The 26,275-nt window shown below is 42.6% G+C and carries 21 protein-coding genes, 1 tRNA gene and 1 pseudogene; 6 read left to right on the top strand and 17 right to left on the bottom strand.

Annotation, left to right across the window (positions count from 1 at the left end):
* Nucleotides 1–33 precede the first annotated feature (33 nt).
* Nucleotides 34–684 (bottom strand): carbohydrate-binding family 9-like protein, encoded by a 651-nt coding sequence (locus J2Z66_RS20905; protein ID WP_209973987.1) that lies wholly within the window; start codon nt 682–684, stop codon nt 34–36.
* A 226-nt stretch (nt 685–910) separates the two neighbouring features.
* On the opposite strand from J2Z66_RS20905, the gene J2Z66_RS43860 reads away from it, so the two are divergent.
* Nucleotides 911–2,098 carry a DedA family protein gene (locus tag J2Z66_RS43860; RefSeq protein WP_312894681.1) on the top strand — a complete coding sequence of 396 codons (1,188 nt, stop codon included), beginning with the start codon at nt 911–913 and terminating at the stop codon, nt 2,096–2,098.
* A gap of 582 nt (nt 2,099–2,680) precedes the next feature.
* A complete protein-coding gene (locus tag J2Z66_RS43495; RefSeq protein WP_281068869.1) occupies nt 2,681–2,803 on the top strand; it encodes a hypothetical protein in 123 nt (40 codons plus the stop codon).
* A gap of 131 nt (nt 2,804–2,934) precedes the next feature.
* Here the strand turns inward: J2Z66_RS43495 and J2Z66_RS20920 are convergent, their stop codons facing one another.
* The 3 genes from J2Z66_RS20920 to J2Z66_RS20925 all read right to left on the bottom strand — a co-directional run bounded on the left by J2Z66_RS20920 (nt 2,935) and on the right by J2Z66_RS20925 (nt 4,412).
* Nucleotides 2,935–3,468, bottom strand: coding sequence for a hypothetical protein (locus J2Z66_RS20920; RefSeq protein ID WP_209973989.1), 534 nt, complete (start codon nt 3,466–3,468; stop codon nt 2,935–2,937).
* Nucleotides 3,469–3,493: 25 nt separating this feature from the next.
* Entirely contained in the window at nt 3,494–3,619 is a 126-nt protein-coding gene (locus J2Z66_RS43500) for a hypothetical protein (protein ID WP_281068870.1), read from the bottom strand.
* Nucleotides 3,620–3,977: 358 nt separating this feature from the next.
* Nucleotides 3,978–4,412, bottom strand: coding sequence for a hypothetical protein (locus J2Z66_RS20925; RefSeq protein ID WP_209973991.1), 435 nt, complete (start codon nt 4,410–4,412; stop codon nt 3,978–3,980).
* A gap of 51 nt (nt 4,413–4,463) precedes the next feature.
* Between J2Z66_RS20925 and J2Z66_RS44125 the strand changes: the two are divergent.
* A pseudogene (locus J2Z66_RS44125) lies at nt 4,464–4,697 on the top strand (tyrosine-type recombinase/integrase); the annotation flags it as partial.
* Between the two features lie 149 nt (nt 4,698–4,846).
* Here J2Z66_RS44125 and J2Z66_RS20935 read toward each other — a convergent pair.
* Nucleotides 4,847–4,919 (bottom strand) — tRNA-Val (locus tag J2Z66_RS20935).
* 319 nt (nt 4,920–5,238) lie between these two features.
* Complete coding sequence (locus J2Z66_RS20940) at nt 5,239–5,433, bottom strand: hypothetical protein (RefSeq protein WP_209973993.1); 195 nt, start codon at nt 5,431–5,433, stop codon at nt 5,239–5,241.
* Between the two features lie 719 nt (nt 5,434–6,152).
* Between J2Z66_RS20940 and J2Z66_RS20945 the strand changes: the two genes are divergently transcribed.
* Together J2Z66_RS20945 and J2Z66_RS20950 are read left to right on the top strand one after the other, a co-directional pair.
* Nucleotides 6,153–6,347: a DUF6199 family natural product biosynthesis protein gene (locus J2Z66_RS20945; RefSeq protein ID WP_209973995.1), complete on the top strand. Its 195-nt coding sequence runs from the start codon at nt 6,153–6,155 to the stop codon at nt 6,345–6,347.
* Nucleotides 6,348–6,554: 207 nt separating this feature from the next.
* The gene (locus J2Z66_RS20950; protein WP_209973996.1) at nt 6,555–7,136 is read left to right on the top strand and encodes a TetR/AcrR family transcriptional regulator; all 582 of its coding nucleotides are present in this window, start codon (nt 6,555–6,557) and stop codon (nt 7,134–7,136) included.
* 132 nt (nt 7,137–7,268) lie between these two features.
* Here J2Z66_RS20950 and J2Z66_RS20955 read toward each other — a convergent pair whose 3' ends face one another.
* From J2Z66_RS20955 to J2Z66_RS21000, 10 genes are all read right to left on the bottom strand, one after another.
* Nucleotides 7,269–7,712, bottom strand: coding sequence for a J domain-containing protein (locus J2Z66_RS20955; protein WP_209973998.1), 444 nt, complete (start codon nt 7,710–7,712; stop codon nt 7,269–7,271).
* A 378-nt stretch (nt 7,713–8,090) separates the two neighbouring features.
* Nucleotides 8,091–8,336: a YolD-like family protein gene (locus tag J2Z66_RS20960; RefSeq protein ID WP_209974000.1), complete on the bottom strand. Its 246-nt coding sequence runs from the start codon at nt 8,334–8,336 to the stop codon at nt 8,091–8,093.
* 430 nt (nt 8,337–8,766) lie between these two features.
* Nucleotides 8,767–9,477 (bottom strand): YHYH domain-containing protein, encoded by a 711-nt coding sequence (locus J2Z66_RS20965; protein ID WP_209974002.1) that lies wholly within the window; start codon nt 9,475–9,477, stop codon nt 8,767–8,769.
* Between the two features lie 133 nt (nt 9,478–9,610).
* Nucleotides 9,611–10,360 carry an SDR family NAD(P)-dependent oxidoreductase gene (locus tag J2Z66_RS20970; protein ID WP_209974004.1) on the bottom strand — a complete coding sequence of 250 codons (750 nt, stop codon included), beginning with the start codon at nt 10,358–10,360 and terminating at the stop codon, nt 9,611–9,613.
* 41 nt (nt 10,361–10,401) lie between these two features.
* Nucleotides 10,402–11,232, bottom strand: coding sequence for a carbohydrate ABC transporter permease (locus tag J2Z66_RS20975; RefSeq protein WP_209974005.1), 831 nt, complete (start codon nt 11,230–11,232; stop codon nt 10,402–10,404).
* Nucleotides 11,233–11,350: 118 nt separating this feature from the next.
* A complete protein-coding gene (locus J2Z66_RS20980) occupies nt 11,351–13,369 on the bottom strand; it encodes an ABC transporter permease subunit (protein WP_209974007.1) in 2,019 nt (672 codons plus the stop codon).
* A 156-nt stretch (nt 13,370–13,525) separates the two neighbouring features.
* Nucleotides 13,526–15,139 carry an ABC transporter substrate-binding protein gene (locus tag J2Z66_RS20985; protein ID WP_245375724.1) on the bottom strand — a complete coding sequence of 538 codons (1,614 nt, stop codon included), beginning with the start codon at nt 15,137–15,139 and terminating at the stop codon, nt 13,526–13,528.
* A gap of 50 nt (nt 15,140–15,189) precedes the next feature.
* Nucleotides 15,190–16,608: a N,N-dimethylformamidase beta subunit family domain-containing protein gene (locus J2Z66_RS20990; RefSeq protein ID WP_209974011.1), complete on the bottom strand. Its 1,419-nt coding sequence runs from the start codon at nt 16,606–16,608 to the stop codon at nt 15,190–15,192.
* Nucleotides 16,609–16,610: 2 nt separating this feature from the next.
* Complete coding sequence (locus J2Z66_RS20995; protein WP_312894683.1) at nt 16,611–17,873, bottom strand: Gfo/Idh/MocA family protein; 1,263 nt, start codon at nt 17,871–17,873, stop codon at nt 16,611–16,613.
* Nucleotides 17,874–18,525: 652 nt separating this feature from the next.
* Complete coding sequence (locus tag J2Z66_RS21000) at nt 18,526–23,286, bottom strand: DUF4838 domain-containing protein (RefSeq protein WP_209974013.1); 4,761 nt, start codon at nt 23,284–23,286, stop codon at nt 18,526–18,528.
* A gap of 628 nt (nt 23,287–23,914) precedes the next feature.
* On the opposite strand from J2Z66_RS21000, the gene J2Z66_RS21005 reads away from it, so the two are divergent.
* Nucleotides 23,915–24,808: an AraC family transcriptional regulator gene (locus tag J2Z66_RS21005; protein ID WP_209974015.1), complete on the top strand. Its 894-nt coding sequence runs from the start codon at nt 23,915–23,917 to the stop codon at nt 24,806–24,808.
* Between the two features lie 146 nt (nt 24,809–24,954).
* Here J2Z66_RS21005 and J2Z66_RS21010 read toward each other — a convergent pair whose 3' ends face one another.
* The gene (locus tag J2Z66_RS21010) at nt 24,955–26,214 is read right to left on the bottom strand and encodes a Gfo/Idh/MocA family protein (protein ID WP_209974016.1); all 1,260 of its coding nucleotides are present in this window, start codon (nt 26,212–26,214) and stop codon (nt 24,955–24,957) included.
* Nucleotides 26,215–26,275: the final 61 nt, after the last annotated feature.

Consider the following 26,275-nt stretch of genomic DNA (forward strand, 5'->3'; position numbering starts at 1 on the left):
TACCGGACGGATACAAACAATGGTTTGTTGCGCTTATTTCACAAAATGCAAATGGCCAAATCTATATGGAGTATGAAAATCAACAATTCCGGTAGGCGACCAGGACATATACAGATCAGGCTTATCTATGCCCGCTCCCCGGTCAATACGGTAGCAGTTGATTCGCCAAGAAGCTCCAGGCTGCGGCACACCTCCGATAAATCCGGCAAAGGGCATTTTCCACACATAGTAAATTTCTGATTTCTCAGGAAAATAATCTACACTCGTCTCCCAGCCTTCTAAATGCCAACCCGTATCTACTTGTAAAGATCTTGAAGGATCATTGATAATTGCCGCATCAAATTTAACATTTGCCGGGCTTACTTCGAACTCCTTATAGCTGACCATATCCCCTGTTTCACTAATAAATACCTCGACAACATCTTCCTCATAGATCGGATCATCATGCTCTGTATACGAAGCTACAAGATGTGAGTCTTTCCCAAAAAAGCGAAAATACAGCGCAGTCTCTGTCCAAAAAGCCTTTACACCAGTCGCAAATTCCTCCACGGGTGTGCCAAAAGTTGTTTCTGCCAAGTCCATAACCGGCAATTGATCCCATACCGGATCATCATAAGAAATGATAGCTTTCAAATTTTCTTTATATTCACAAGCATAAGTAGGCAACTGAATCTCTTTTTCCAATGGATAGACACCTCTATTTTTCAATATTTTATAGGATATATACTCACTCATAGTAACACAAAACAATCTACCTTTTAAAGCTGTTTTTTGGGCGAATCCCAGCCCATTTCACGGTTTCGTCCCCGACCATAGTCCAGATACAAAACTAACCGAAGGTCCGTTATTTAATCACCCCTATCCAGCTATACTAAATTAATAAAAATGCCTGTAAGGGAGTCACATAATTATGCATTGGATGAACAGTCTCTTTGATCAGTATGGATACTTTGTTTTGTTTCTAGGCTTATTTGCGGAATCCTTGGCGCTGCCATTTCCAGGAGAGCTTGCCATGGCCATAAGTGGACATATGGTGGTCCAAGGTCATATACATATGTTTTGGGCTATTCTCTGTTCCTACTTCGGTGCTACTAGCGGGACCATGCTTACTTATCTATTAGGCAAAAAGCTAGGCACTCCCTTTTTCGATAAATATGGGAAGTACTTCTTGTTGAAGCCAAAAAATATTTTAAAAATTACAAAATGGTTCGAAAAATATGGAAATAAAATCATCCTCGTCAGTCATTTCATCCCTGGACTCCGCCATTTCACCGGCTATGTTTCAGGCATTCTGGGCTTAAGGTTTAGAACCTTTTTCATCTATAATCAGATAGGGGCTGCCTTATGGGTAGCATTCTATACGATGGTTGGCCTACTATTCGGCGAGAAAATAGAACAACTCCTTCACGCTGCATCCAGGTACTCCATCCAGCTTGTAATCTGTGTTGTCATTGGAATCGCAGGCGTTCTTATTGTGAGAAAGCATAGTAAAACGAGAAGAGTGTTGCGATCCTCCCTCTCCTTTTATAAAGTTATTTTACAATCGCTCTGGATGCTTTGGGAAAAAGCTTTTGATCTATTTTCAAGTTGGCGCTGCAAGCACATATTCCGCTATGGCATTTGCAAAGTATTTGTTACTAGGCACCGCGGACAAAGCATAACCTGCCAAGATGGAACCACGGTTCGTGCCGGTGACTGGATTGGTGAATTGCATCTGGACAATGGCCAGGTATTAGGCCTGCTGCGTTCCGTCGGCTCGAATCGTGCCGCGCTATCCACTGCACGAATGTCGCGCGAGGCAATCAAACAAATTAGCGCCGCCCTGCAAACTACCCCTGAGCTGGCTAAAGTAAAAGCTTTAATTGGCGTCACCTTACTTCATCGCGGCATCACACATGGATTAGGCTTTGAATTGCACCACTTGGAATCAAAATGGTTCAGAGATTTCACGAGTGTATATCTAAATTTCTTATTGCAGACCTTACATCCAGAGGGGAACCAACGAATTAAACATAATAAGAAGCTAAAACCAATGATGCTTGTCCTTTCGAAAATGACTTTGCAGGATAAATTTCCTTTGAAATCTATCAGTAATTAATGATTTATGAGAAAGACGCCTTGCGGGACTGTTGACAAAAGCCAATTTTACGAAAAATGATTTTTAGATACCCAGTGTTTAAGCGGGTTCTTAAACATAAATTTCGTCAAAAAGGTAATTTGTCAACAGTCCCTTGCGGTGTCCTTTAAGGAGCGTGTTCATAATGTTGGTGGTTCGGGGAGGGAATGGCTGTGGGCTCCAGCCGCTGTTAAAGATTTGTTCCCTTGAATGGTATCGATGAGGAGGTAGGAACAAATCTTTAAATGCGGACGCTGCCGCTCTTCCACCCACAGCCATTCCCTTTAGCTACAATCGCACAATTCATACTAGCACCAAGCTCAACGAACAGCCAACAAGGGTTTTCTCTTGATTTGAGGTGGTTTCCTGGCTGGCAAAGACACTGGGATGAAGATCTGAGAGGGCCTGGTGCTTTAGCGATGGTTTTCATCGTAAAAGCACCAGGCCCTCTCCAATTACTTACTTTAACAATGAAAAACATCGCTCAAAATCACTTTTTACCACCCGCAGAGGCCATCCGTCCTCTTTTAGCGATGAAAAACATCATTAACGTGAGGATTCACCGTGCGGCTAGATTGGGTAGACCCATATGATGGCACTAATGAGCATGAGTGGATTGTGAAAACGGATGTCGTAAAAGCAGAGCTTATGCATGAATGGACTGAGGCGGAAATGTGGGACTGCTGACACTGTTCAGAAGTTTTGGTAGAAAAACCTTGGGGATATTTCCAAGGATCTTCTTCTACCCCCTGAAACTGATTAGAGGAAAGCCTATAGTTGTTAAACAGGTACAAATGGGTCGGGGGCTTAATGTATGATCATAACATTGGCAAACCTAGTTTTGTGGAAAGCTCACGAGAAATTTCCCGCCAGCCAACAATTGCTCGAATTGGTGTTTCCATAAACTTTCCAGGTGCAGCAATACGTTCATCTGCAACTTGTAATTTTTTCTGAGTTACTTTTTTATAAAGTTCTAGCTGGATTAATTCCACTTCGGCTGGTCTCCAATCATCATCATAAGAAAGACCGGTGTTTTTCTTGGGATAAGGAAAACAAACATCTGCTTTTTCATTAACAAATTCTCCGTAAACTGTGAATGAGGCGTTTACTTCATATGTTGCTCCGGGAACAAATTCAGTTTCCGTTCTTCCGATTGTTGTTGATGGCACTTCGCACAGTCCTTCACTCTTTTTCGTTGCGGACACATAAGTCGGAATCGAGACACTATTTCGAATTGGTTTATCAAAAGAAACGGAATATTTCTCAACTTCATCTGCAAGATCACCAATACCTAGGACTTTTCCTGTATGTTCTCGTAAAAAAGCTCTATCCAGTTCAAAAAGTTGACTCAATTGGGAGCCAACTAAGATATTTCTATTATCGAATATTTCCAACAGAATTTTTGGCTGTATCGTGTTTAGTTTTTAAAGATAAAGGTGTTCCAGAAACTAATGTTATGGATAGTGTGAATAAAATGGTCATTATTAAGGCTTTTCTTTTCATTGCACATTCACCTCCTAATGAGATATTACTATATTGCTAAAATTTATTCTGTGAATTACCCCACACATTCCAATCTTTATAGTCCCCAGCGATCATAAAGTTTCCAAACGTGTCTTGGACAGGAAAACCTTCTGGATGTGCAGGATAAGCAGCCATTTCATGTTGACAACGGTGACACCAAGTATTCTTAGAATCAACGTATACATAATGTGTTGTCCGGAAGCATCGGCAAAAAGAGCCTTGGGGAAAGCATCTCCAGGGCTCTTTTTTTATTTAAACTAGCGGATTTCCGCGACCGGAACAAGTCCGGTTCGACCAGTATCCCTCTGGCTCTCGTAAGGCGGCAATGTACATTTGATTAATCTAACCATTTCGTATATGAGTTATCGTGCGTACTCGGAGATTTATCTTTATTACTGCGCATTAAGCACATGCTAGATTCTCCTGCCATATAGGAAGTATATTTTCCTGTTGGGTGCCGATACCCTTCCCGATGTAACCAAGCATGTTGTAAAGAACCTGCAAGAATCAAAGTGGATACACTGGTTTTACTTAGTTCAGTCGAATTAATTATTACACTTAGTGAATTTTTTTCAGGGTTAGAAGAATTCAGGCCTCTTATGGTTGAAGTTCCTGATTTTTGATACATAATATAAGCCTTGGCTGCTCTGCCAAAACCATTAACTGTAATTTGAGTTGTAAATCCATCCATTTGAACCGCAGCGGCAGCAGATCCGCTGGCTAGCTTCTCCTCAAACCATATAGGTGCTAAATTGAATTTGGTCATATGCACTAAGTTCGGAGCCCCAGTTTCGCCGCGTAATGTAACCGATCATTTGAACGACTCGTAAAAACGATAAATGAGGCGGCGACTGGACCAAATTTAAAAAAGATTCGGTTTCACGACTTAAGACATACACACGTTACGATGCTAATAAAAAATAGAGAAACACCACAAGCAATTGCCGAACGCCTCGGGTGGTCAGATACTCGTATGATCGATAATTACGCCCATATCCGTCCTTATATACAAATAGATGTTGCTGATTCATTCGGCAAATCTTTTTATGGCAGTTGAGAATTATTATTTTCGTATCACAATTTCAAAAATATGATTCGTATCAAATTCGTATCACGGCTCCATATGCCGCTGTATTATTTTTTATGAACAAATAAAAAAAGAGCCGAAACCCTTATCTATCAAGGTGTTTCGGCTCTTTTTAAGTATGACCTGTACTGGGCTCGAACCAGTGACCCCTACCCTGTCAAGATAGTGCTCTCCCAGCTGAGCTAACAAGTCGTTTTTTGGGGACAAGAAATATAATATCAAGAATATCTGTAAATGTCAACACTAAAATAATATTTAATATTTGTAATGATATTTTTGTCTGGAAATAGTCCTACTAGCACCAGCTTCTATGCACAATCGCTATCTTTTAATTGGTTCCATTTCTTCATTACACTTAAAACAAATCATAGAACTATCCTCTTGGATCAAGCCATTAAGAAAGCCGTCTATGCAATAAATCTCTTTTTCGCATTTTTTGCAATACCCGACGAGCTCCTTCACCGTCATAACCTCCTGATATCGGTTTTCCTTCTAAGTATTAAGAATTACTTTACTCAGAACTTTCTAGGGGGGGATAATCCGACTTTAGCTGTGATAATGAATCGTATTTTTTGGTTTCAAAAACGATTTTAGCTGGTGATTTGTCTGTGCGCTCTTTGACGATATGGCCGTAATATTGGTTGTTTTTGAAAAAGACAAACATCATTTTACCAGGTTCATCGCGTATGGCATATTTTTCGTTCATTTGAATCCTCGCTTCCTGATCAGATTCAGTACATGTAATTAGACTATTCGACGAGTATGGAGGATTACCTTTTTTGATCCGAAGAAAATGTGCAGCTGCTGTGGTGCTTTTTTTCGATAAAAGCAAGCAGAGAAACCCCATATGTATGGGGTGACAATTTATAATATTCTTCTTCTCGAATCTAATAATATAATCGCGAGTAGGTCAAATAAAACGAGTGGAATGATAAAGGGAAAAAATGAAGTGTGAGCCTTTCCTTTTTTATGAAGTGATGAAACTTTCAAATATACTTTGCTGTTATCTACTTTAACGATCTTTCCTATATAGTTCCCATGAATCGTCTTAATTTGAACAGTTCGATTCATATATTTTTTGCATGTATTTCTCATCGTATACACAGCCATTTTTTTAGCCTCGCTTTATCTTTTGATAGAATAGTATATGTTTATTTATATAGAATTGCGTGGGTTTATGGTTCTGCACTCAGGTTGATTTCCCCCATTTATCACTTCGCTGCATTCTTTTTTAGCACATTATAAATGACTGTGCATTAAATAGAGAATTTAAGTAGAAAAGAGGTGATCTTGGGTATGACTCGTGTAAAAGCTGTATTATTGTCAGGGGGGCAGCGAGATCACTGCTCCCGCTTACTAAAACATTAATTACTTTGAAACAAATACATCTATCAATCGTATTGAAACAAAAAGGAGTTGGTCAAAGTGGTTATTTTCTACTTTCTTTTTGTCATTGTAGCGCTTCTCAATATCTTCTTCCCTAGATTCGGCTGGTATATGAGATATGGATGGATGGTAAAAGGTGACTCTGAGCCTAGCGACGCTTATCTGCTTATGAGCCGGATTAGCAGTATTATTATCCTCATTGTTTTTCTTATTTTCGTCGTCCCTTTAATCTGAGCTTGGCGGCAATACAACGACATATTGCCACTATTTGCACTTTACATACTATATATTGTGTTTTATAATAAAGGAGGATAAACTTTTTCTATACCCTTTTAATTAACGATCAGATGATATCATCTGGTCTTTTTTGCATTTTTTTGTTGTAATTTTACTTACTGATAAGTAAAATTAAAGCATGACTTACTCATAAAGGAGTTATCAATGACAAACCCTAACAATACTTATCAGGACATCCTGGAAGCCGCCTATAAGCTGGTTGCCGAGCTTGGCATAGATAAAACAAGCCTTTCCATGATAGCTTCGGAAGTTGGCATATCTAAGCCTGCGATTTATTATCATTTTTCATCCAAAGAAGTGCTGATTGATTTCCTGTTTGAAGAAACGTTTAAAAATTACAATTTTTCTGCATATTTCTCTATAGAAGAGTATACCCAGCAAAATTTTGAACAATTATTAATTTCTAATGGATTACAGATGCTTCCAAAAGAGGATGAGGCTTTTAACGTGTTGCGAGTGTTGAACGAATTTCTGCTTGCAGTTAGCCGTAAAGAAAAATATCATCAAAGATTAATCAAGATTCAAGAAGATTTCTTAAGCGGCTTCTCTGATTTGTTAACGAGGGGGGCGGCACTTGGTGTAATATCTCCGGACAATACTGTTGCAAAGGCTCATATGCTGTCATTGGTTATTGATAATATTAGTAACTTTATGTTAATGGGAATCAAATTAGATTACAAAGATATTTGGATGACAACGGTAAAAAGCGTTATCTTAAACAACTGATAATCCGTAATAAGATTGAACACAATAAAGACGATTACAATCAAAACCGCGGCAGCTGTGAGATAAAAAAACAGACCTAAGGCATAGCTTGTTCCTAAGGTCCGTATACATAAATGCAATAATTTAGTGTTTCTACTCTTGAGTCACATTTTCATTATTAGTTTGATGTTTTGAAATGGGAAGTGGTAGTATTTCCGCTGGAGAATACACACCGGGATCTTTTATCCCAGCCTGTACAGCTTTATACATCTCATGGATTCCTGTTCCAACCGCACAGACAAACAAAACAATGACTACGAAATAAGTTATTTCCATCATATAATTTTCCCGGATATGCTGAAATTTCTCCTTCCATTTCAGATCCCGCATTTGAATTTTCTGCATCGGTACAAAACCGGTTAAAAAACGGTAAGCTTCATTAATAGTTGCAAAAATCGGTTCTCCCGGTGACGGCTGCTCATCTTGTGCAAGGTTCTTGTATCTTTTCACCAAAATGAAGTAACGATCTTCAATCTCCTTACTCGTAGCTTCCTCCGGAATACCTAAAATCAAACATGCTTTTCTGCGATCCTGCATAATCTTCCCTCCTTTTCATTTACATGGTTTGCAAATGAAGTGAAGATTATGCAGCCAAATTTTACGATTAAAATTTAAAGGCTATATGACAATCAATGATAATCAAAGTGCACATGAGAGCACGAGGATAGATGCTTTGAAAGTGTTCAAACTCTTCTCACTCTCTTACACATTTGATCTTTGAGCAATATTGCATAAGTCCATCCCAATTTCCCCAAATACATTTATGACATTTTGAGGGCTGCTGCTTTTTCTTAATTGGGTCCGGTATTAATAATTTCATAAAAACCTCTTTCTTAGCAGAGAATGGTTTCTGTTTCTTGATAAAGAATTCCCGCTTTTACTGAAATTTATGTGTAAATTTATATGTAAGAAAGGCTATAATCTGTGGCTCTCTACCTTCATAATGTCCAGGAAAGGAATTTTTGTGATTTCCCCATGCTTTTGCACATGAACCCTCTGAGTTCTCGCATCCATGTCTACAATCCTTCCTGTGACTGGATCTGATCCCCAGACAGTAATAAGCATTTCGCTGTTCTCTTCCTTCGCCTCAACTAGCTGATTCCCTATTTCCTCCAACACCAACTCATCGCGAGTTGGTCTGCTTCCAGCATCTTTAAACATGCTTTAACCCCTCCAATTCGAACGTTTGTTTGTATTTATTATACACGAACAAAATAAGAACAGGCAAGAGTTTTTTTATGAATTTGATGAATTTTTAAGAATGAAAATTGAAATACGCCAGCTGCCTTGTAGAGTGCGGCAACTGGCGTATTAGTCAGTTTTTATTCTCATTTTTAGTCATTGCAACAGTCAGCGTTAAAGCAGCCAAGTAAATGGCTAATGGGGGTCTTTTGCGCTGATTACTCATACATGAATTCACCACCTGTTTATTTTTTTGTATTCGACACTACTTATTAACCATAATTTCCTAGTTATGACTCAGAAAAGAAGTGAATAATCAGAAAATTCTTTTTATTCCTCAAATATGATTAAACAGATAAGATGCACAATGAAAAAAAGCACCCAATGGTGCCTGTAACGATTTACTTCTTTATGCTAAACCTTGTGCTGAATCATAATTGATCGTAAGTCCAAGCTCATCAACAGCGAATTTCCAGGTCATGGGAAAATAAGTGATTTCTTTATAAACCATAACCGGGTACTCCTCATTATAATTATCAAGCCAAGACCCGTTAATCGTGACATTGTAAGCTGGATATTTGAATATATAATTAGCTGAGGAACTGTTATATGAATCTTTTTGTTGTGTGAAATTAGATGCCTTGGCATCCGTTTTTGCTATAGAAAAGCCGGTCTCCTTTTTCCAATCTACTTTTATACCCAAAGCCTGCGTATATTCCCAAGTCATTGGAAAGTAGGTAATATTCTTATACTGTAGAACAGGGTATTTGGCATAGGCATTATCCACTTCTGTATCATTAATTGTGATTTTATAAGTAGGCAATGATGCTTGTAATGGATTAACTTTCTCTTGCTTGGGTTTGCTCGCAGGAGCTTTGCTCGTTGATGATGACGACCCTCCACTTGTACTACCCTTTGAGCTACTGCTCTTGCTGCCACTTGATTTGCTGCTTGTGCCACCATTGTGGTAATGGTACTCTCCATATTCCAAGCCCCACTTCTCACAATTAGTGCGGCAGGTATGCCCGCCGTTAGCATCCGTTCTTCCGGGATGTGCAGAAGCAACAGCCGCAAACAAAAAGACCAGTGCCAGAGCACTACACAAAACTTTCCACTTCATAGTTAATATATTCCAAATATAGTTATATATGCCTTGAGGATTATAGCACAATTTGGAAGATCATATAGTTTAATATTTTAATCATCGAAAATGGATCTCGAACCACTGCCCGGTTACTGCCCACAGCACACAATTAAGCAAGCTGCCCACCATCCACCACGATCGATTCACCTGTAATAAAAGCAGCATCCTCACTCGCTAAAAAAGCAAAAACACCTGCCACATCTTCTACCTTACCGACCTTACCGAGTGGTATTTTGTTACGAATATAGCTTCCCACAAATTCCGCATCATCGATAGATTCTGTCAGTGGTGTCTGAATATACCCAGGGCAAACCGCATTCACCCGAATGTTATAGCGGCCCAGCTCTAAAGCCATCGTTTTGGTCAGCAGCACCACTCCACCCTTGGATGCGTTGTAATGCGCATAATTTTCCTCACCAGCTAAACCGTTAGTTGAGCCCATATTCAAAATGCAGCCACTCATCTGTTTGACCATCTGCCTGGATACCCGCTGAGCTACATAGAACATTCCGTTTAAATTAACGTTTATCATCTGCTGCCAATGCGCATCAGTAATGTCGAGAAACGGTTCTTCCCAGGCAATCCCTGCATTGTTTACTAGAACGTCGATACGACCCAAGATACTAACAGCTTGTTCTATCGCATCTTCTACCTGGTTTGGATCAGAGATATCCACACATAAAGGGAGAACGGGATATCCTTGATTCTCAAATTGCCCGGCGGTTCGCTTCAGCTCATCGGCGTTATTCGCAAGCAAGATCACATGTGCTCCTTCGGCAGCGAAACGCTCAGCTGTTGCCATGCCAATACCCCGGCTCGCGCCCGTTACCATCACGATTTGTCCCTCAAATCTTTTCATACATGCATCCTTCCTTCACTGTTAACTAAATGTATAAACCATTACGCCTTGACCGAACCTGAAGTTAACCCTTCAATAAAATATCTCATGCCAAAAGTAAATAAAAACAATAACGGTATCGAAGCGAAAGCATACCCCGATGTAATAATGCCAAGATCCGGTCGGGACATTTGCCCCACAGCGTTCCCCGCATTCGGAGCATAATTCGCAAGTGCCATGGAGATCGTCTGCAGATTCGGCGTGCTGATTAGTAGAATAGGCCAGATCAAATCGTTATAAATCGAAAGGAAATTCATAATTCCGATCGTGATCAGAATGGGGCGGGCTAGCGGGATGGCAATTGCCCATACACAGCGAAACTCGGATGCCCCCTCCATCCTGGCAGCTTCAAACATTTCCTCCGGCTGAGACTGAAAAAAGGTGCTTAACAGGAAAATGGCAAACAATTGCCCGCCACCGATATAAAACACAGCTAACCCTTCCAGGCTATTTTTCAAATGCAGGAAATCTGCCAAAATAAAGTTGGGTGTCAGCAGCAGCACTCCTGGAACCGTCATCATCAGAACGACTATAAAAAACAATAGATTTCTGCCAACAAAGGTAAGTCGGGCAAAAGCATACCCACTGAGAGTAGCGAAAACCATAATGCCCACAATAGAGATCACACAGAGGTAGATCGTGCGTAAGATCGGTACAGTCAGATCAATTAACGCAAAGGAATAGTTTTCCCATTTAGGCGGCCAAGGCAAGCTCCAAAAATCCCCATAGATCATCAAGCTGTCACGCAGGGACATCGAGATCATCATAAAAATAGGAATAAATGAAAGCAATAACAGCACAACAAGCGTGCCATAGCTTACTGCTGATTTCATGTAAAGCTTCCTGCCCCTTTTACGGCCAAAATTGTTATCCGAGTTTTTATCCAAGTTTTTATCAGAGCTTTTACCAGAACGCTCACCCCAACTACTGCCGGAACTCCTGCTCATCCAATCACTCCCTTTCCTGTTTCGAGAATCGAACATTGAGTATACTGCCAGCCAGAACCAGAATGGCCAGTACGACACCAATGGCCGAAGCGTAGCCGAAGTTGGCGCTCGAAATTTGATTGTACATTTGCAGGCCAGGCACATAAGTCGCTGTTCCAGGTCCTCCCCGCGTAAATATGAAAATATTAGAAAAGCCTTGTATGCTGCCAATGAAGGTGAAAAATAAAATAAGCCTAATTTGCGGACGAATGAGTGGCACATCAATTTTCCAAAAACGTCCCCAGGCATTGATGCCATCAATAGCGGACGAATCATAAATATCCCTGCTGATCCCAATCAAACCGCCAAAATAAATCAGAAAAGCGAAAACGCTGATAAACGGAAATCCGGCTGCGATAATACTCCAGATAGCCAGGTTTTCATCCCCCAGCCATGCATGCTGTAAAGCGCCCAGTCCAAGTACCCCTAAAAACTGATTAATCAAACCCGTTTCGGGCTCATACATCATTTTCCATAGTAAAACCACCACAACTCCTGGCACAATACTGGGCACTACAAAAGCTGTGCGAAACACATATTTTAACTTGCTGCTTCTTAACCAGAAGATAAGCTCTGCAGCAAGAAGCGGCATCGTGAGTTCTTTAAGAATGGATGTCACAATAATCAGGATCATGTTCCACATGCCGACCCAAAAGAATGAATCCGACCCTAATTTCACAAAATTAGCCAAACCAATTACTTTAAGGGGTTCCTTCAAGCTAAAGTTAGTAAACGAATAAAACACCGCCATAAGTGTAGGCGTAATATTAAACAAAATAATAAGCGCGATGGAAGGCAGCAGCAGCAAATAGGCTGTCCTTGAGCGCTTTAATCTTCGTCCAAATTGAATAGCCGCCTTGCGCCAAGCAGGAACCGATGAAATGCTGATTCCAATAGCAGTGAGTACTAAGATAAGATCCATGATGATCAAGCCTGTTTTGATCTTATTTTGGGTGTTTGCCTGCAGTGCTTTATGGAGATTAATCGTCAAATCCCTGCCTTGATCCGTTAACACGATAAGCTCCTTCTCATTATTATGGATCAAACTGCTGATAGCGCCTTTATTGAAATTAGCTTGATAAAGCACATTCCCCCCTGTATTAAGAATAAATAAGCTTCCATCCTTATCTCCTACAATTATATGGCCGGATTGCTTAGCCTCATCCAGCATAGTAATGGGATACGCAGATAGAGGCTGCGTCCAAATCACCTTCCCCTTTGCGGACAGCAGGGATACATTCCCTCTTTCATCTCCTGCAAGCAATTCCTGGTTGGCGTTCAAGCTAAGCCGGGTGATCGGTTGAATTAAATTGGTTCGCCACAGCTCCTTTCCATCTGGAGACAATAGCCCCACCTTCGAATCCACGGTACCAAAATAGGAACCATCCTTACCCGTTGTAATCGTAGTCACATCGATGCCGACTTTGGTTTTGAATATGGCATTTCCCGCTTCATCAAACTGCCCCACCCAAAATTTATTCGTATATTGGCCGATTCCATAAGCGACGTTAATGCCACCACCACTATCCCTACCATCAGTAGCATCTTTAACACCATCTATCGTTGCATCGAGTCCGATCACTTTACCATTCACCGGAAAGCTGCCGATCTCTTGCAGTAAAGGATCTAATACAAATACATTCCGATCATTCGTACCCACATAAATGTGGGAGCGATCCGCTGATACGGCGATGTCTGTGATTGTACCCTTTATTTCTTTTTCCATTTGAATTTGAGTCCCATCAAGCAGGAGTAGTCTGCTGTCAGTCGTTATCGCAAGTGTTGTGCCCTCCTGCAGCTCTACGGCCTTGATTATTTTCACTCCGCTTAAGGAACCGCCTACCTCATAGGGTCTGCCTTTTGACGCATCCATCACCAAATATAACGAACTCGCCAGCAGGATAAGAATAATGATTCCGATCCCTAACCGCCGGCTGCCTTTTCTGTTGGGCGATGAGCTGCGTTCCTTCATTAGATTAGACATTTCTTCCCCCTCCACATGATTCCGATCCTAGGCTGTTATACAGTGAAATCAAATAGGCCATTTTGAGCAAATGACCTATTTGATTAAGTAATTAAGTGATTAAATTTACTGATTAATGGAAGATTCAATCACCGTGATTATAATTGGGGAAACAGTCTACTTCCCTGGCTCCCTATCTGGATGTTCAATATTATCTGCTGTCAAACCAGCCTGTTTAATTATTTCGTCGAAATTTTTGGTCCAGGATTCCTGCAGCTTTTTGCCAAACTCTTCTGGGGTTATTTTCCCTTCCAACGCTTCCTTATACAAATTAAAATTCACCTTGTCCAAGTCTGCTACTCTCGTTAACAAAAGATTATTCATCACGATTTCTGCATTCCCTAACATCTTTACATGACCAAAAAGCTCTTTAATATCGGCTGGAACCTCGACACCTTTGATCATAATGGGGCCACCTGGATTAAATTTGTTAGCCTTCACCTGACCGTCTACCCATGCTTGATACCCCGGTTTGGAGAGCCAGAACATCACGAAATCCAGCACCATGTCGCTTTGCTCCTGGTTTTTATCCACAATACTGATATACTCCCCAGTGGCTGATTCTACGCTGCGTACAGGTCCTTGGACAAGAGAGCCAACCATGGGAGGATTTTCAAAAGTACCCCACTCAAAAGGCTTCAACGCACCAGAATCTTTAATTTGTAGTTCCTCTAGACGTTTCGGATCGTTTAAATTTTCCATATCCTTCTTCACTGTCGGCAGGCTCCATGTACCATCAATAATCATAGCCGCTTTCTGTTGAAGGAATAAAGGATAGTCATCACTGCTGACAAAGAAATCTTTTTGGGCATATTTAGGGAAAAGTTTCGCCATATTCGTGACCAGCTCTGCTACTTCCGGCGTGTCAAAACGAATCGTTCCGTCTTTGATTCCTCTGTAGAAACGTGCTTGATTAAAGTTATACTTCAAATTAATGAATGGATCATTCGGATCAGCTACAAAAGTTCCGTCTACATCATCGTCGTAGTTGTAATCGCCTGGCTGCGCTCTGACCAAATCATGCCAATTGCGCGTAAATTGATCCATATAAATTTCGTTCATCCACAGCGGTACTTTATAGCCGTAGTTGGAAGCAATAGGGATAATGCCTGCATCGCTAATCTTCTTGGACACCTCTACCATCTCATCCCAATTGGTTGGAGGGACCAGATTTAGTTTGTTGAAAATATCCTTGTTATAAAACCACATAATATGAACGGATTGCGTTGGCAGCACACTACGCTCACCCTTTGCATTTTTACCCACCCAGAAATTCCAGTCCAGATCTTCATCCCATTTGTTTCCGGTGTACGGATTCGTTTGGTAGCGGTATTTATCAAAATTCAGAAATTTATCATACGTTGGCATGTAGGCTCCAGCGACAACATCTGGCCGGGGCGTGCCCGCTGCCAGCATCGTTCCTAATACACTAGGATAATCAGTACCTGGTCCCCCTTTGGGTTCCCACACTAATTTCACATCAGGCTGAACCTTCTTATAGGCTTCCTGTAGGGAGGCAAAGCCCTCTGCACTTGTGTTATCCAGTGAGATCACGATTTCACCACTGTACTGCTTTTTCTCTGTCTCCGCACCGGGAGTGGCGTCCGGTTTAGCAGTCTCTCCTTGCTTGGCCGTTTCAGTTGGCGGTTCAGAGACCGCCGGAGACTTGCTGCTGCACGCAGCCAAAATAGTACTCATCGCGAACATTAAAACTAGTAGTACACAACTCATCTTTTTCACAGTTATACCCCCATATTGATTTAGTACTTACAGAAACGACATTATTGCTTTCCAAGACAACGATTAAGCAAGTTCCGGGTGATTTGTTGTACCCTGGGATCAGGGCCCTGCGTGCACCCAAAGTCTCCCTTAGCAGGAATATGACCTGGTGGGTTGCTTAAACCTTCCGGCCACCATATGGTGCCTGCATTAAATACCCAGTTATCCTGTTTGCCAGGGTAAATGACAGCGCCATGTTTTCCATTATTTCCCCCTACATTGGCATCAACTCCTTCCGAAATATTAGGAACACCTATCAAATCACTTTCGGCCAATATTTCAAGATCCTTAATTTCTGGAAATGGCGCACCGTGATATTCCCATCCTATTAACCCAGGAATACTGTCACCTGCCTTCATACCGGTTCCCGAGAATACCCAATGCTCCGGCTTTACTACTGTCCAATCTCCATACCCAGATCCAAATGAACTGGCTCCCATTAGCTGATGTTCGTCTGCCAGCCGTTTTTTTCGGGCAAAGGAGCGAAACGGAATTTCGCCTTCCTGATCCTGATAAGGTATGATCTCATGGTACATCGCATTTCCAGATAGAAAGAGCAGGCTGACTCCTGCCTCAAGGGCAGCGCTGGCATTCTTGTACATATTGTCAGTCCAATATTCATCATGACCTGCGGATATAAACACTTTGCTATTTTTAATTAAATCGGGATCACTATGCAAGTCGAGATTGGAACAATAAGTAACCTCATAGCCCTCTGATTCAAGCCAGAATGTCAAAGGAAATTCCCATAATAGAAATTCTCCAGAGCCGCATGAATGTGGTGAATCTACAATTTGGCAGTACTTTGAATAAGGACGGTCGAAGCTTACCCGTACATTTGTCCCCTCATACCAGAGGTCGGGTGTCCCATCGTCATAAATCGAATTTATACCCGGCCATTTGTTATATGCTTGCCAGGTCAAATCGCTTACTTGTACAAGAATTTCACTTCTTCGTTTTTGCTTAACTACAAATATCATGTAGCTCTGAGAACGCTGAGCAGCATCCAAAGTAAGCTTTGTTACATAAATGCCGCTAACCCAATGGCTTGGTATCTGCAAGCTGACAGAAGGCTGCCAGTTACACTCCCGAAGCCTCTCTATACTTTCCATAGGCATAGGTTGAACTTTTCCTTCAAATGGACCTAATTGCTCCATATGCCTACCACCAGTGCCATCATAGTAACCAAGTCTATAAATATCGACTAGAAACTTGCTGGCAGGATTCGTACTTACCATAAAATCAATACTTTCTCCTGGATAAACACTTGTCCGCGATGCATATCCCTCGATGACTTTCGAGCGCAATCCACGAATTAGAGGGGATCCTTGCTGGCTTTCAGGATAATCAAATTGAAACCTGGTCAGTTGCCAGTCTAACGTGCCTTGAAGCCGATTTTCTTCAACTGTCACATTTTTCATATTCATTTGCTCCATATATCTCTGAAATTTGTTTCATCGATCTGGTCCAGCGAATATTTACTTGACGGAGCCGGGGATCGATGGGTCCATTTCCCTTTGGTAAAGTCCGGAAAACTAACAGGATGGCTTCCTAGCGCTATGGATTGCTCTGAAAGAACGGTTACTGCTTTCCAAGCAGCCATATCGTAAACATCAATCGGTGGTTCAATTCCTAGTTGTATACTCTCCACAAAAGCTCGAAGGCAGAGGTAATCCATCCCTCCATGTCCACCTTGAACTCCTTTTTCGATAAACTCTTTCCAAAGAGGATGCTCATATTCGCTACGATAGTTGTCAAAAGGCTCCCAAGAGTGATTCACACTTTTCCCTTCAATATAAATCGACTGGTTGTCTTCCATCCAAATGCCGCTTGTTCCTTGAACCCTTCCATTTCTTGAGTAAGGTCGAGGTAATGTCGTATCGTGAACAAGGAGGATCGTCTCTCCATTTGCGCATTTAATCATCGTGGTGATAATATCGCCCTGGGCAATATCCATTTCCGCCATAGGATGTTCTTTGTCCAAATTTTGTTTAATCCATTGCTTAAGACCCTGGGATTTCGACGCCATTGAGGTTAATGTCATGAACTGATTTCCTCTGTTTATTCCCAGGTACTTAGCCACAGGACCTAATCCGTGGGTGGGATACGTGTCAGCATTCCTCTTCACATAATGATCGATGCAACCATTCCTGTTCTCCCTTCCTTTGGCAACGGCTTCCCTGACATCATGCTCATAACCACCCTGGCAGTGAACTAGCTGTCCGAAGATACCTTTTTTCACCATATTAAGCAAAGTCATTTCCTCTCGTCCGTAGCAGCAGTTCTCAAGCAGCATGCACGGAACTCCAGTTGCCTCTGATGTTCGAACGAGTTCCAGGCACTCTTCCAATGAAGCTGCACCCCCAACCTCAGAACCGACATATTTACCTGCTTTCATTGCTTCTATAGCAATTTCTATGTGACTAGTCCAGCTTGTGGAAATAATGACCCCATCCACATCGTTGCGTGCTAATACATCTTTATAGTCCCGCAGAGCTTCAGGTCTCTTTCGGCCAGCTGCTTCTACAAGCTCCATAGTCATTTGCATTCTGTCCTCATAAGAATCACAGACAGCCATTATTTCAACTTCATCCATGTTCAAAAGGTTGTTTAACAAACTGCGCCCTCGATCGCCAAGACCAATAACACCCAACCGCACCTTACTTTGACCCTCTGTTTGTACCACTGATATTCACCTTCCTGATGTTAAGTACATTCATTTTTGGAAGCGTTCTAATTCAAATCGCTTAACCCTAATTATAGGGATATTGCTTAATGAAAGCTTTGCCCCGTCAGCCGATTTATTTGCATTCTTGCTGTTGGATTTCTCCTTTCTATAATAAAACCGCCTTGCGGCGTCCTTTGATGAGCGTGTTCATGGCGTTGGTGCATGACGGAGGGAAGGGATGTGGGCTCCAGCCGCTGTTAAAGATTTGTTCCCTTGAATGGAATGGATTTGGGGGTTGGAACAAATCTTTAAAGGCGGACGCTTCCGCTCTTCCGCCCACATCCCTTCCCTCTCTCTAGCTACAATCGCACAAACAACCAGCTCAAACGGACAGCCAGCAGCAGTTGCTTTCCTGAGGAAAGGGGAAAGTGGAAATAGGATAATCCGAGCTTCCTTTCTGACTCCCCCGGAGGATGAAGGGTCACACCGTCTACTTTTCCACTGTAAAGCTGCACTCTGTAATCAGGAATTTTTCACACCAGGCTCACACCTAAACTTATACTTTTTAATAAAACCATAAAAATAGCTGGCCTCAATCCTCTTCAGGTTGGCAGCCAGCCATTTCGTTAGGAATATTTTTAACAAGTTGCCTGAAAAATAGTTACTTTGATTATTGGGTAGCTGGAGCACTCAATCTGCGCAAGGAAACATCATCGATATACAGCTTTTCTCCTGTTTTGAAATTTGTTGTTGGAATATTAAAACCGATCTGAACCGTGTTTGACGCTGCAGTAATCTCAAATGTCTTTCTAAGCGCTATCCAGCCTCCCTTACCTGCAGCAGCAGATACAGGCTCAGTTGCAGTTGCACCGATTGGCTTGAGATCCTTATCCTTCATCTCGAGATACAACTGGAGGGTTCCTTCCGTTACTGAATCTTCTGGTACATAAAAGTAGAACTCTGCCTCATAAATTCCAGGTTCCACGAAAATATCTTGGATAAATCCGCCCTCAGGGGAAACACCATTGGCGACAAGACTGTACTCACCTGTTCTTACGAATTCTTTAGTCCGGCTCTTCGTACCGATAGCATTCGTCCAATACGTCCATGATGGTACTTCAATCAGATTGCCTCTATCTCCAATTTCGAATGACGGATTCAGGAGCAAGTTCTCCACACTAGTGCCAGCATTCACTACATAAGGTGTGGCTTCAACAGCAGCGGTTCCCTTAAAGGCGATGCTTACCACGACAGTTTTGTCACTATCACCAGCAGGAATGTTTGGAACAACTAACGATGCTGTTCTGGTAGCCGCATTCCAAGACAGCGCTGTTGGAGTTACCGAAACCGCTTCGCCTCCGTTAATCTTCCATTGAACAGCAAAGTCGGATATCATAGGCATCTGAGATGGCTCAGAATCAAGAACGGCACGTATTTCGCCATTCCCGGCTTGAACCGTTGTGATTTCAGGAGGCCCGCTCAATCTATATAAAGCTATATCGTCGATATACAATTGTTCGCCAGGTCCAAATCCCAAATGTTTAACACCCATTTGCAGATCCCCCGCCTTCTGCCCAAACGCGTACTCAGTTACCTCAAAGATATAGCTGGCGGCAACCCATCTGCCTTTCGTAGCAGACGGAGATTGTAGAGAACCCTCCAAGTTGGCAATAACTCCGCCTTGCATGCCTAGCACATTGTGAAACCATGAAACCATCCCCGTCGTTTCTGCATCTGCCGGCATGTAGTAATAATAAATAACCGCATATTTGCCGAGCGGAAGCTGGATATTATCTAAGGCTATCCCACCGGGTGATAGTCCTGCCGACCGAATACTGTAGTTTCCTGTATGTGCAAACGTATCTGTCCGCTGTATTTCTTCCGTAGGTTTATCTATTCCCCAGTACCACCAAGGTGAGGCAAGTTTCGGATCTGCCTCATCACCCGATTCAAATGAGCCATTTGGAAACAGATTGGGTTCCCCATTCGCGATAGCCTGAAGCAATCGGGCATTGTCACGAACGATAGACATTGCGCTAGTTGCTTCAAGCTGAGCAAGCCGCTCTCTCACTGCTCCCCCTTCCGGTTCCTTGCCGATCCAATCCACCAATGCAGTGAACGTGCTGTTACTTAGTCCCGACCACTCAGGGTTCTTATAACCAGGCGGATGCATCAATACAGGGTCAGATGCAAACTGCTCCAGCAGCCTGATTCTACGCTGAGCCAATTCCATACTGAGCATGCTATCTTCTAGCAGTGTGAGCGCCTGCTCCGTATTTGCAGGAGGTGTTACTCCACTTTCCCGTGGGTAGCTAAGCGCTGAGGCCTCATAGTACTCGAATGCATGCATAAGTACTCCAGCACGGGCTTTTTGTTTCTCCGTCTGCGCTTTGCCAACAACATGTTCCATAAGGTGCCGGCTATCTGCGATTTCTTCCTTTGTCACATCAGATAAGAAAGAGGAATCGTAGAAGGTTAGATATGGCGGCATATCGTTCGAGGAAGTCCATTGTTTGTACCAATTCGTTGTAAGTACACGTGTCGTCCAAAATTTCTCCCAATGCTCATAGTACTGCTGTAGATACGGAGCAGACTCCGGACCTACTGCCCGAACATACCATTCATCCAAGAGAACATCGACGTTTTGATCCGGATCCCATTGCAGTTTGGACGAAAGCCAATTTTTGGGTCCTTCGCCGAAGTGCGGATTCAGTTCCGCAATATGGCCGATAACCCCGTGATCTTTCGCGTATTTATAATTATCCGCCATCAGTTGCGGGTACACACGCGGAAGTGTGTACGGCCAGCCATACAAATATTCATACCAGCCCAGATTCGTCGCGGCCTGCTGCCAGCTATCCATATGTTCTTTACCGGCATTTCCAAATGTCGGATCGATCCAGGCCATTCGGTCAAACGTAATGTAGGGAACGATGTGTGAATTAAGCTTGAACGTTGGGGGGTCATACACATTCATATACGCAAGCAGTCCAAAGATAATGTTCGGATGCACCTTTAATACGCCTTCCACTACTTTATTCACCCAATTATAATAAATATCCGACATATCCAGCTTGCCAACAGAATTTAATTTCTGCGGATGATTCGGATGATTTGGATTACTCTCACAATAGTTTTCACTATCGTTAATACCTAATGGAAATGATATTTCCTCCGGGTTCTGATCGAAATATTCATTTATTCTATTAATGGCTGCTGTAATCGTATCGGGATTCGAGAAACAGGGCTGCCAGGCATAGGGATGTGTTGGAACGATACCATCAGGATAAAAATCTGGGCGATTGGAAAAAAGTTTCGGATCGAACAGAATGTCCAGATTATGATGAAATCGAATCTTAGAACGCAGTCTGTTGTATCTGGCCCATTCGGCATAGGAGCTTTGAATTTCTGTTCCGAAAAATTGTCGAGATGTCGCAGCGGGGGCGTTACGGATTAATTCCCGCGAGATGGCAATCGTTTGCTGCTGCGGCACATCCTCTCCATCCGGGCCCGGCATCAGCCAGCGAACGCCAACATATCGCTCCAAAAACTCATACACGCCATACTCAGTACCCCAAGATGTGGGACCAATAATCGTAATATTTCCTTCTTGCGGATCGATGATAAATCCATCTCCATCCAATCCCTGCAGAAGTCCATCATGAGCTGTTTCGTCTTCCATGCGGCTAAAGCCGATATAAATGTTCACAGCCTGGTTCGTGGATGGTTCCATGCCAGCTATCTCTGCAGCCGTTTTCGTTGATAAGTCAGCACCTGTAGATTTTTTTACGTACTCCTTGAACTTATTAGCAGATTCACGAATTTGATCACTAGCAGCTGTGGGGATAACAATGACTGCACGTGCTTCCCCATTTTCTACAATCACAATACCATCTGGTATAATAAATGCATCTGTTTCAACGGCTTCTGTACCTTTATAACTCACCCGATATACAACAGACTGTTCAAACTCCTTTGTCGAAACGGATGGCACTTTTAAAGTGGCTGTTTTCGAGCTTGAATCCCACTCAATAACAATGGATTTGACTGACTTTATGTTTGTGAGGTTCATGACTTCCTGTACGGTAAAATCACCGATAGTTGGTACAGCATCTGGAGCCCTGTTAAACGTAACACTTATTGCCCCGTTAACTGCTGATACTGAAGCTATACTTACAGGGGGGGTCGTTCCATTATTTCCTTCATTGTTTCCACCATTATTCCCCCCGTTACCTCCACTATTTCCAGAAGGGACACCAGCACCTTCCAGCTTCAGTGGCTTGGTCTCAAATGTTGTTCCCTTTGCTTTTTCGTTCAAAGTAGCTTTCTCGATGACTCCAAGACCCCTTACTTTAAGAATTGCATTCAAAACCAAGGAAAAAATCTTAGCTCCCTTCCCCATATTCAAGGTTATATCCTTTGCTTGTTCAGCAACCGATAATTGATCTATCACACCTTGTGGAAATTCGATACTAATCCCTTTGGCAGCAGCTTCAACTTTGCCGAAATGGCCAAGTAATGTGACCTTCGAACCTGCTGGAAGTGCATCTATGAGCCTGATTAAGCTAACCGGAGCTGCGCTATCCGAGCCCAATTGCTCTAAAATAACCGAAGACCTTACAATCACCTCTGCCACGGTCGTCTTATCATTCACTACAATCCTTACCATTCCCGAGGCTCTATCCACAATGACTGTTGCCATCACGCTGTTTTCCACGTGGATGCTGTTGATTCCCCCGCCTTTGATAGTCGTTGTTCCGAGGACAGTCACATTCTGAAGAAACACATCGCCCTCTTTGATGCCTTCGGCTAACAATAAATTCCCTGTTATCTTCATATTTTGCAGTGTCACCCCGGAAACATGGATGGCGACATTACCGTTAATGGATTGGACATCAGTATCAGATCCGTATGTGCCTGCTTGATTGTATACTATTACCTTTCTTGATTTTAAAGCCCGGTCTAAGGTAACAATTACTTCAGCACGTGTGATCAAGGCTTGCGGCTTGAAGCTACCATCCTCATAACCCTCCATAATATGGGCGGCTGCAACAGCGGCTATAGCCCCCTTGCTCCACAATGCAATCTGCTTGACATCCTTAAACACGTTAGCAGCATCGTTCTCTGATGTGATATCTAATTGCAGCAGACGAGCCAGAATTACGGCGGCCTCTTGCCTGCTGATGGCTTTCTTGAAACCGATTGTACCGTCGGTATAACCCTCCATGTAGCCTGCTTTTACCGCTTTGGAAACATCTTCGTAAACCCAGTCGGCTGCAGATAGATCCGCAAATTCAATCTGTGTCTTTTCGTTAAAATTAAAGGAGCGGTTAATCAATGCAGCCGTTTCACCTCGGGTCACCGTTTGATCCGGCTTAAACGTACCCTCTGCATAGCCCTGGATAAGACCCGAATCCCCCCATGTTGTCAAAATGGTTCTGCCCAGTGGCCCTCCAAATCGGAGAACTGTGTCTGGACTGCGAAAGATGAATCCAACGGTTCCGACTCTGCACCGAATACGGTGGAGATTGCTGAACCATATGAAGAAATTACAAGACAAAACATTAAACATAACAGAAAGATGTTTTTACTTTGTTTTTTCAAAACCATAGGACACCTCCAAAGTTAGCCAAACTAATGATCAGGGAATAATCTAACTGTTCACTTCCTTCGTGACGTTTCATCCCTCCTCCATTCTGCTTATTGCACATGTGTCTTGCACTCGTGCTTCTTGCTTCAAGAAGCTTGCATCTTGGATGTTGGCTCTTGGATGTTACATCTTGGATCTTGCACTTTCCATCTTTACCTACAGCCTGCCGAACCATAAAAAATGTAAGCGCTATTATCAAACGCTTATTCCTAATTATAGGTAAATTGCTTGTTTAAGGCTTTGCCCCCTCAGCCGATTTATTTGCATTTTTGCTTATTCATAAACTTTTAAATAAGCTGCTGCAAATTAAGTGAACATCTCGACAACTTCATGCTGTTTTGCTATGCTATCATTAAATTTACGGATTATACTATGGAAACCCCATTTAATCACGAAGGAGGGCTGGAAAATGGCATATCAGAAGTCCCCCCTACAAGAAGCTTTAATCATTTCCAACTTGTATACGTTTTATTATCACGAGCTTTCCAAAACCTTCTCCTTTCCCGGTGAAAGTCATAACTTCTGGGAAATGCTTTATGTGGATATGGGCCGTGTCGAGGTTTTCGCTTACGATACTTATTTCACCATGAATCAGGGAGAATTTTTGCTTTTTAAACCTGATATGTTCCACACTTCCCGAACCGCCGATCAGATGGCTCCAAATATGATTAATATCTCCTTTGAATGCTTATCTGAAGCGATGAATGTGTTTGAGAATCGCGTTATAAGCTTGAATGACCAGGAACGAAATATACTTACAGAAGTAATGAAAGAAGGGTTTTCTGCCTTCCAAACGCATACAGAAACCAGACCCGAAAGTTTGAACGGAGTTTTGCGGAAAGCAGATGCTCCTTTCGGTGCAGAGCAAATGATTAAAATCAGTCTGGAAAAACTGTTTATCCAGTTGATCAGGAGACTAGCCGTTGCTCAGACTCCCAAACTGTCCTTTCCCTCCAGAGAACATAAAGAAGATGAGCTCATCGTTCAAATCAAAACCTTCATGAAAGAACATATTAACCTTCCATTTTCTTTGGAGTCCTTATGCAGTCATGTTAACCTTGGAAAATCACAGATCAAAGATATTTTTCTCCGCCGAACAGGCACTGGTCTCCAACAGCATTATCTCCAGTTAAAAGTCGATGCAGTGAAATCATTGATCCGCGAAGAAAAGCTAAACTTTAGCGAGATCGCCGAAAAGCTTGGCTACAGCAGTGTTCATTACTTTTCGCGCCGCTTCAAGTTAGAAACTGGAATGACACCTTCAGAGTATGCAAAATCCGTAAAAGCCAGAATTTATGAATGAATAAAATCGAGAATTTTTCTCCCTAGACTTCACCCCAAAATTTATGCTAATAATTTGTTCATGAAAAGAGCCATCTCTCAGAAGCAGCAGAAGCTTCTTCTGAGAGATGGCTCTTTATGCATACAGGAACTTTTTTGTACGGATCTTCAGCTCCCACTTCTTAAATCCGCGAAAATGGTTTCATCAATCTGATCCAGCGAATATTTGCTTGACGGAGCTTGAGAGCGACGAGTCCACTTCCCTTTGGTAAAGTCAGGAAAGCTTACAGGATGACCTCCTAGAGCAATTGATTGTTCCGATAGGACCGTCACAGCCATCCAAGCAGCCATATCGTAAACGTCTATCGGAGGTTCTATGCGTAACTGTATACTCTCCACAAAAGCACGCAGACAGAGGTAATCCATGCCTCCATGTCCGCCCTGAACCCCATCCTGTATGAACTCTTTCCAAAGAGGATGCTCATATTCGCTACGATAGTTGTCGAAAGGCTCCCAAGCGTGATGGGCACTTTTCCCTTCGATATAAATCGACTGATTGTTTTCTATCCAGATCCCGTTTGTTCCTTGAACTCTTCCGTTTCTGGAGTACGGACGCGGCAGCGTTGTATCAAGCACAAGAAGAATTGTCTCTCCGTTTGCACATTTTATCATCGTAGTGACAATATCGCCCTGGGTAATCTCCCTTTCCCTCAAGGGATGCTCTTTATCCAAATTGTGCTCCATCCATCGCTTGAGCCCCCGGGATTTCGAGGCCATCGAGCTTAGTGTCAGGAACTGGTTGCCTCTATTTATTCCTAGATACTTGGCAACAGGACCCAGTCCATGAGTGGGGTACGTGTCCGCGTTCCTTTTTACATAATGATCAATAAACCTGTTCTCACCCTCCTTGGCAATTTCTTCTCTAAGGTCATGCTCGTAGCCACCCTGACAGTGAACAAGCTGGCCAAACAAACCTTTTCTCACCATATTGAATAACGTCATTTCCTCTCGTCCGTAACAGCAGTTCTCAAGCAGCATACAAGGTACTCCTGTTGCCTCTGAAGTTCGCACCAGCTCCAGGCATTCATCCAGAGAAGCCGCGCCTCCAACCTCTGACCCGACATATTTCCCTGCCTTCATAGCAGCAATCGCGATTTCCACATGACTAGTCCAGCCGGTGGAAATAATGACGCCTTCCACATCGTCACGTTCCAAAAGCGCTTTATAATCACGATAACCTTCCGGTTTCTGACGATCTGCAGCTTCTGCCAGCTCCATAGTCATTTGCAATCTGTCCTCCGAAGAATCGCAGACTGCTGCTACCTCAACATCATCCATACTCAAAAGATTACTTACCAGACCACGCCCCCGCTCTCCGAGGCCGATAACACCCAACCGCACCTTGCGTTGAACCTTTGCTTGAAGCATTAATATTCACCTTCCTAAAGTTATGTATACGAATATATACGATGACCCTAATTATATAGAT

This window comes from Paenibacillus eucommiae (genome assembly GCF_017874215.1).
In the GTDB taxonomy this organism is placed as follows: Bacteria; Bacillota; Bacilli; order Paenibacillales; family NBRC-103111; genus Paenibacillus_AI; species Paenibacillus_AI eucommiae.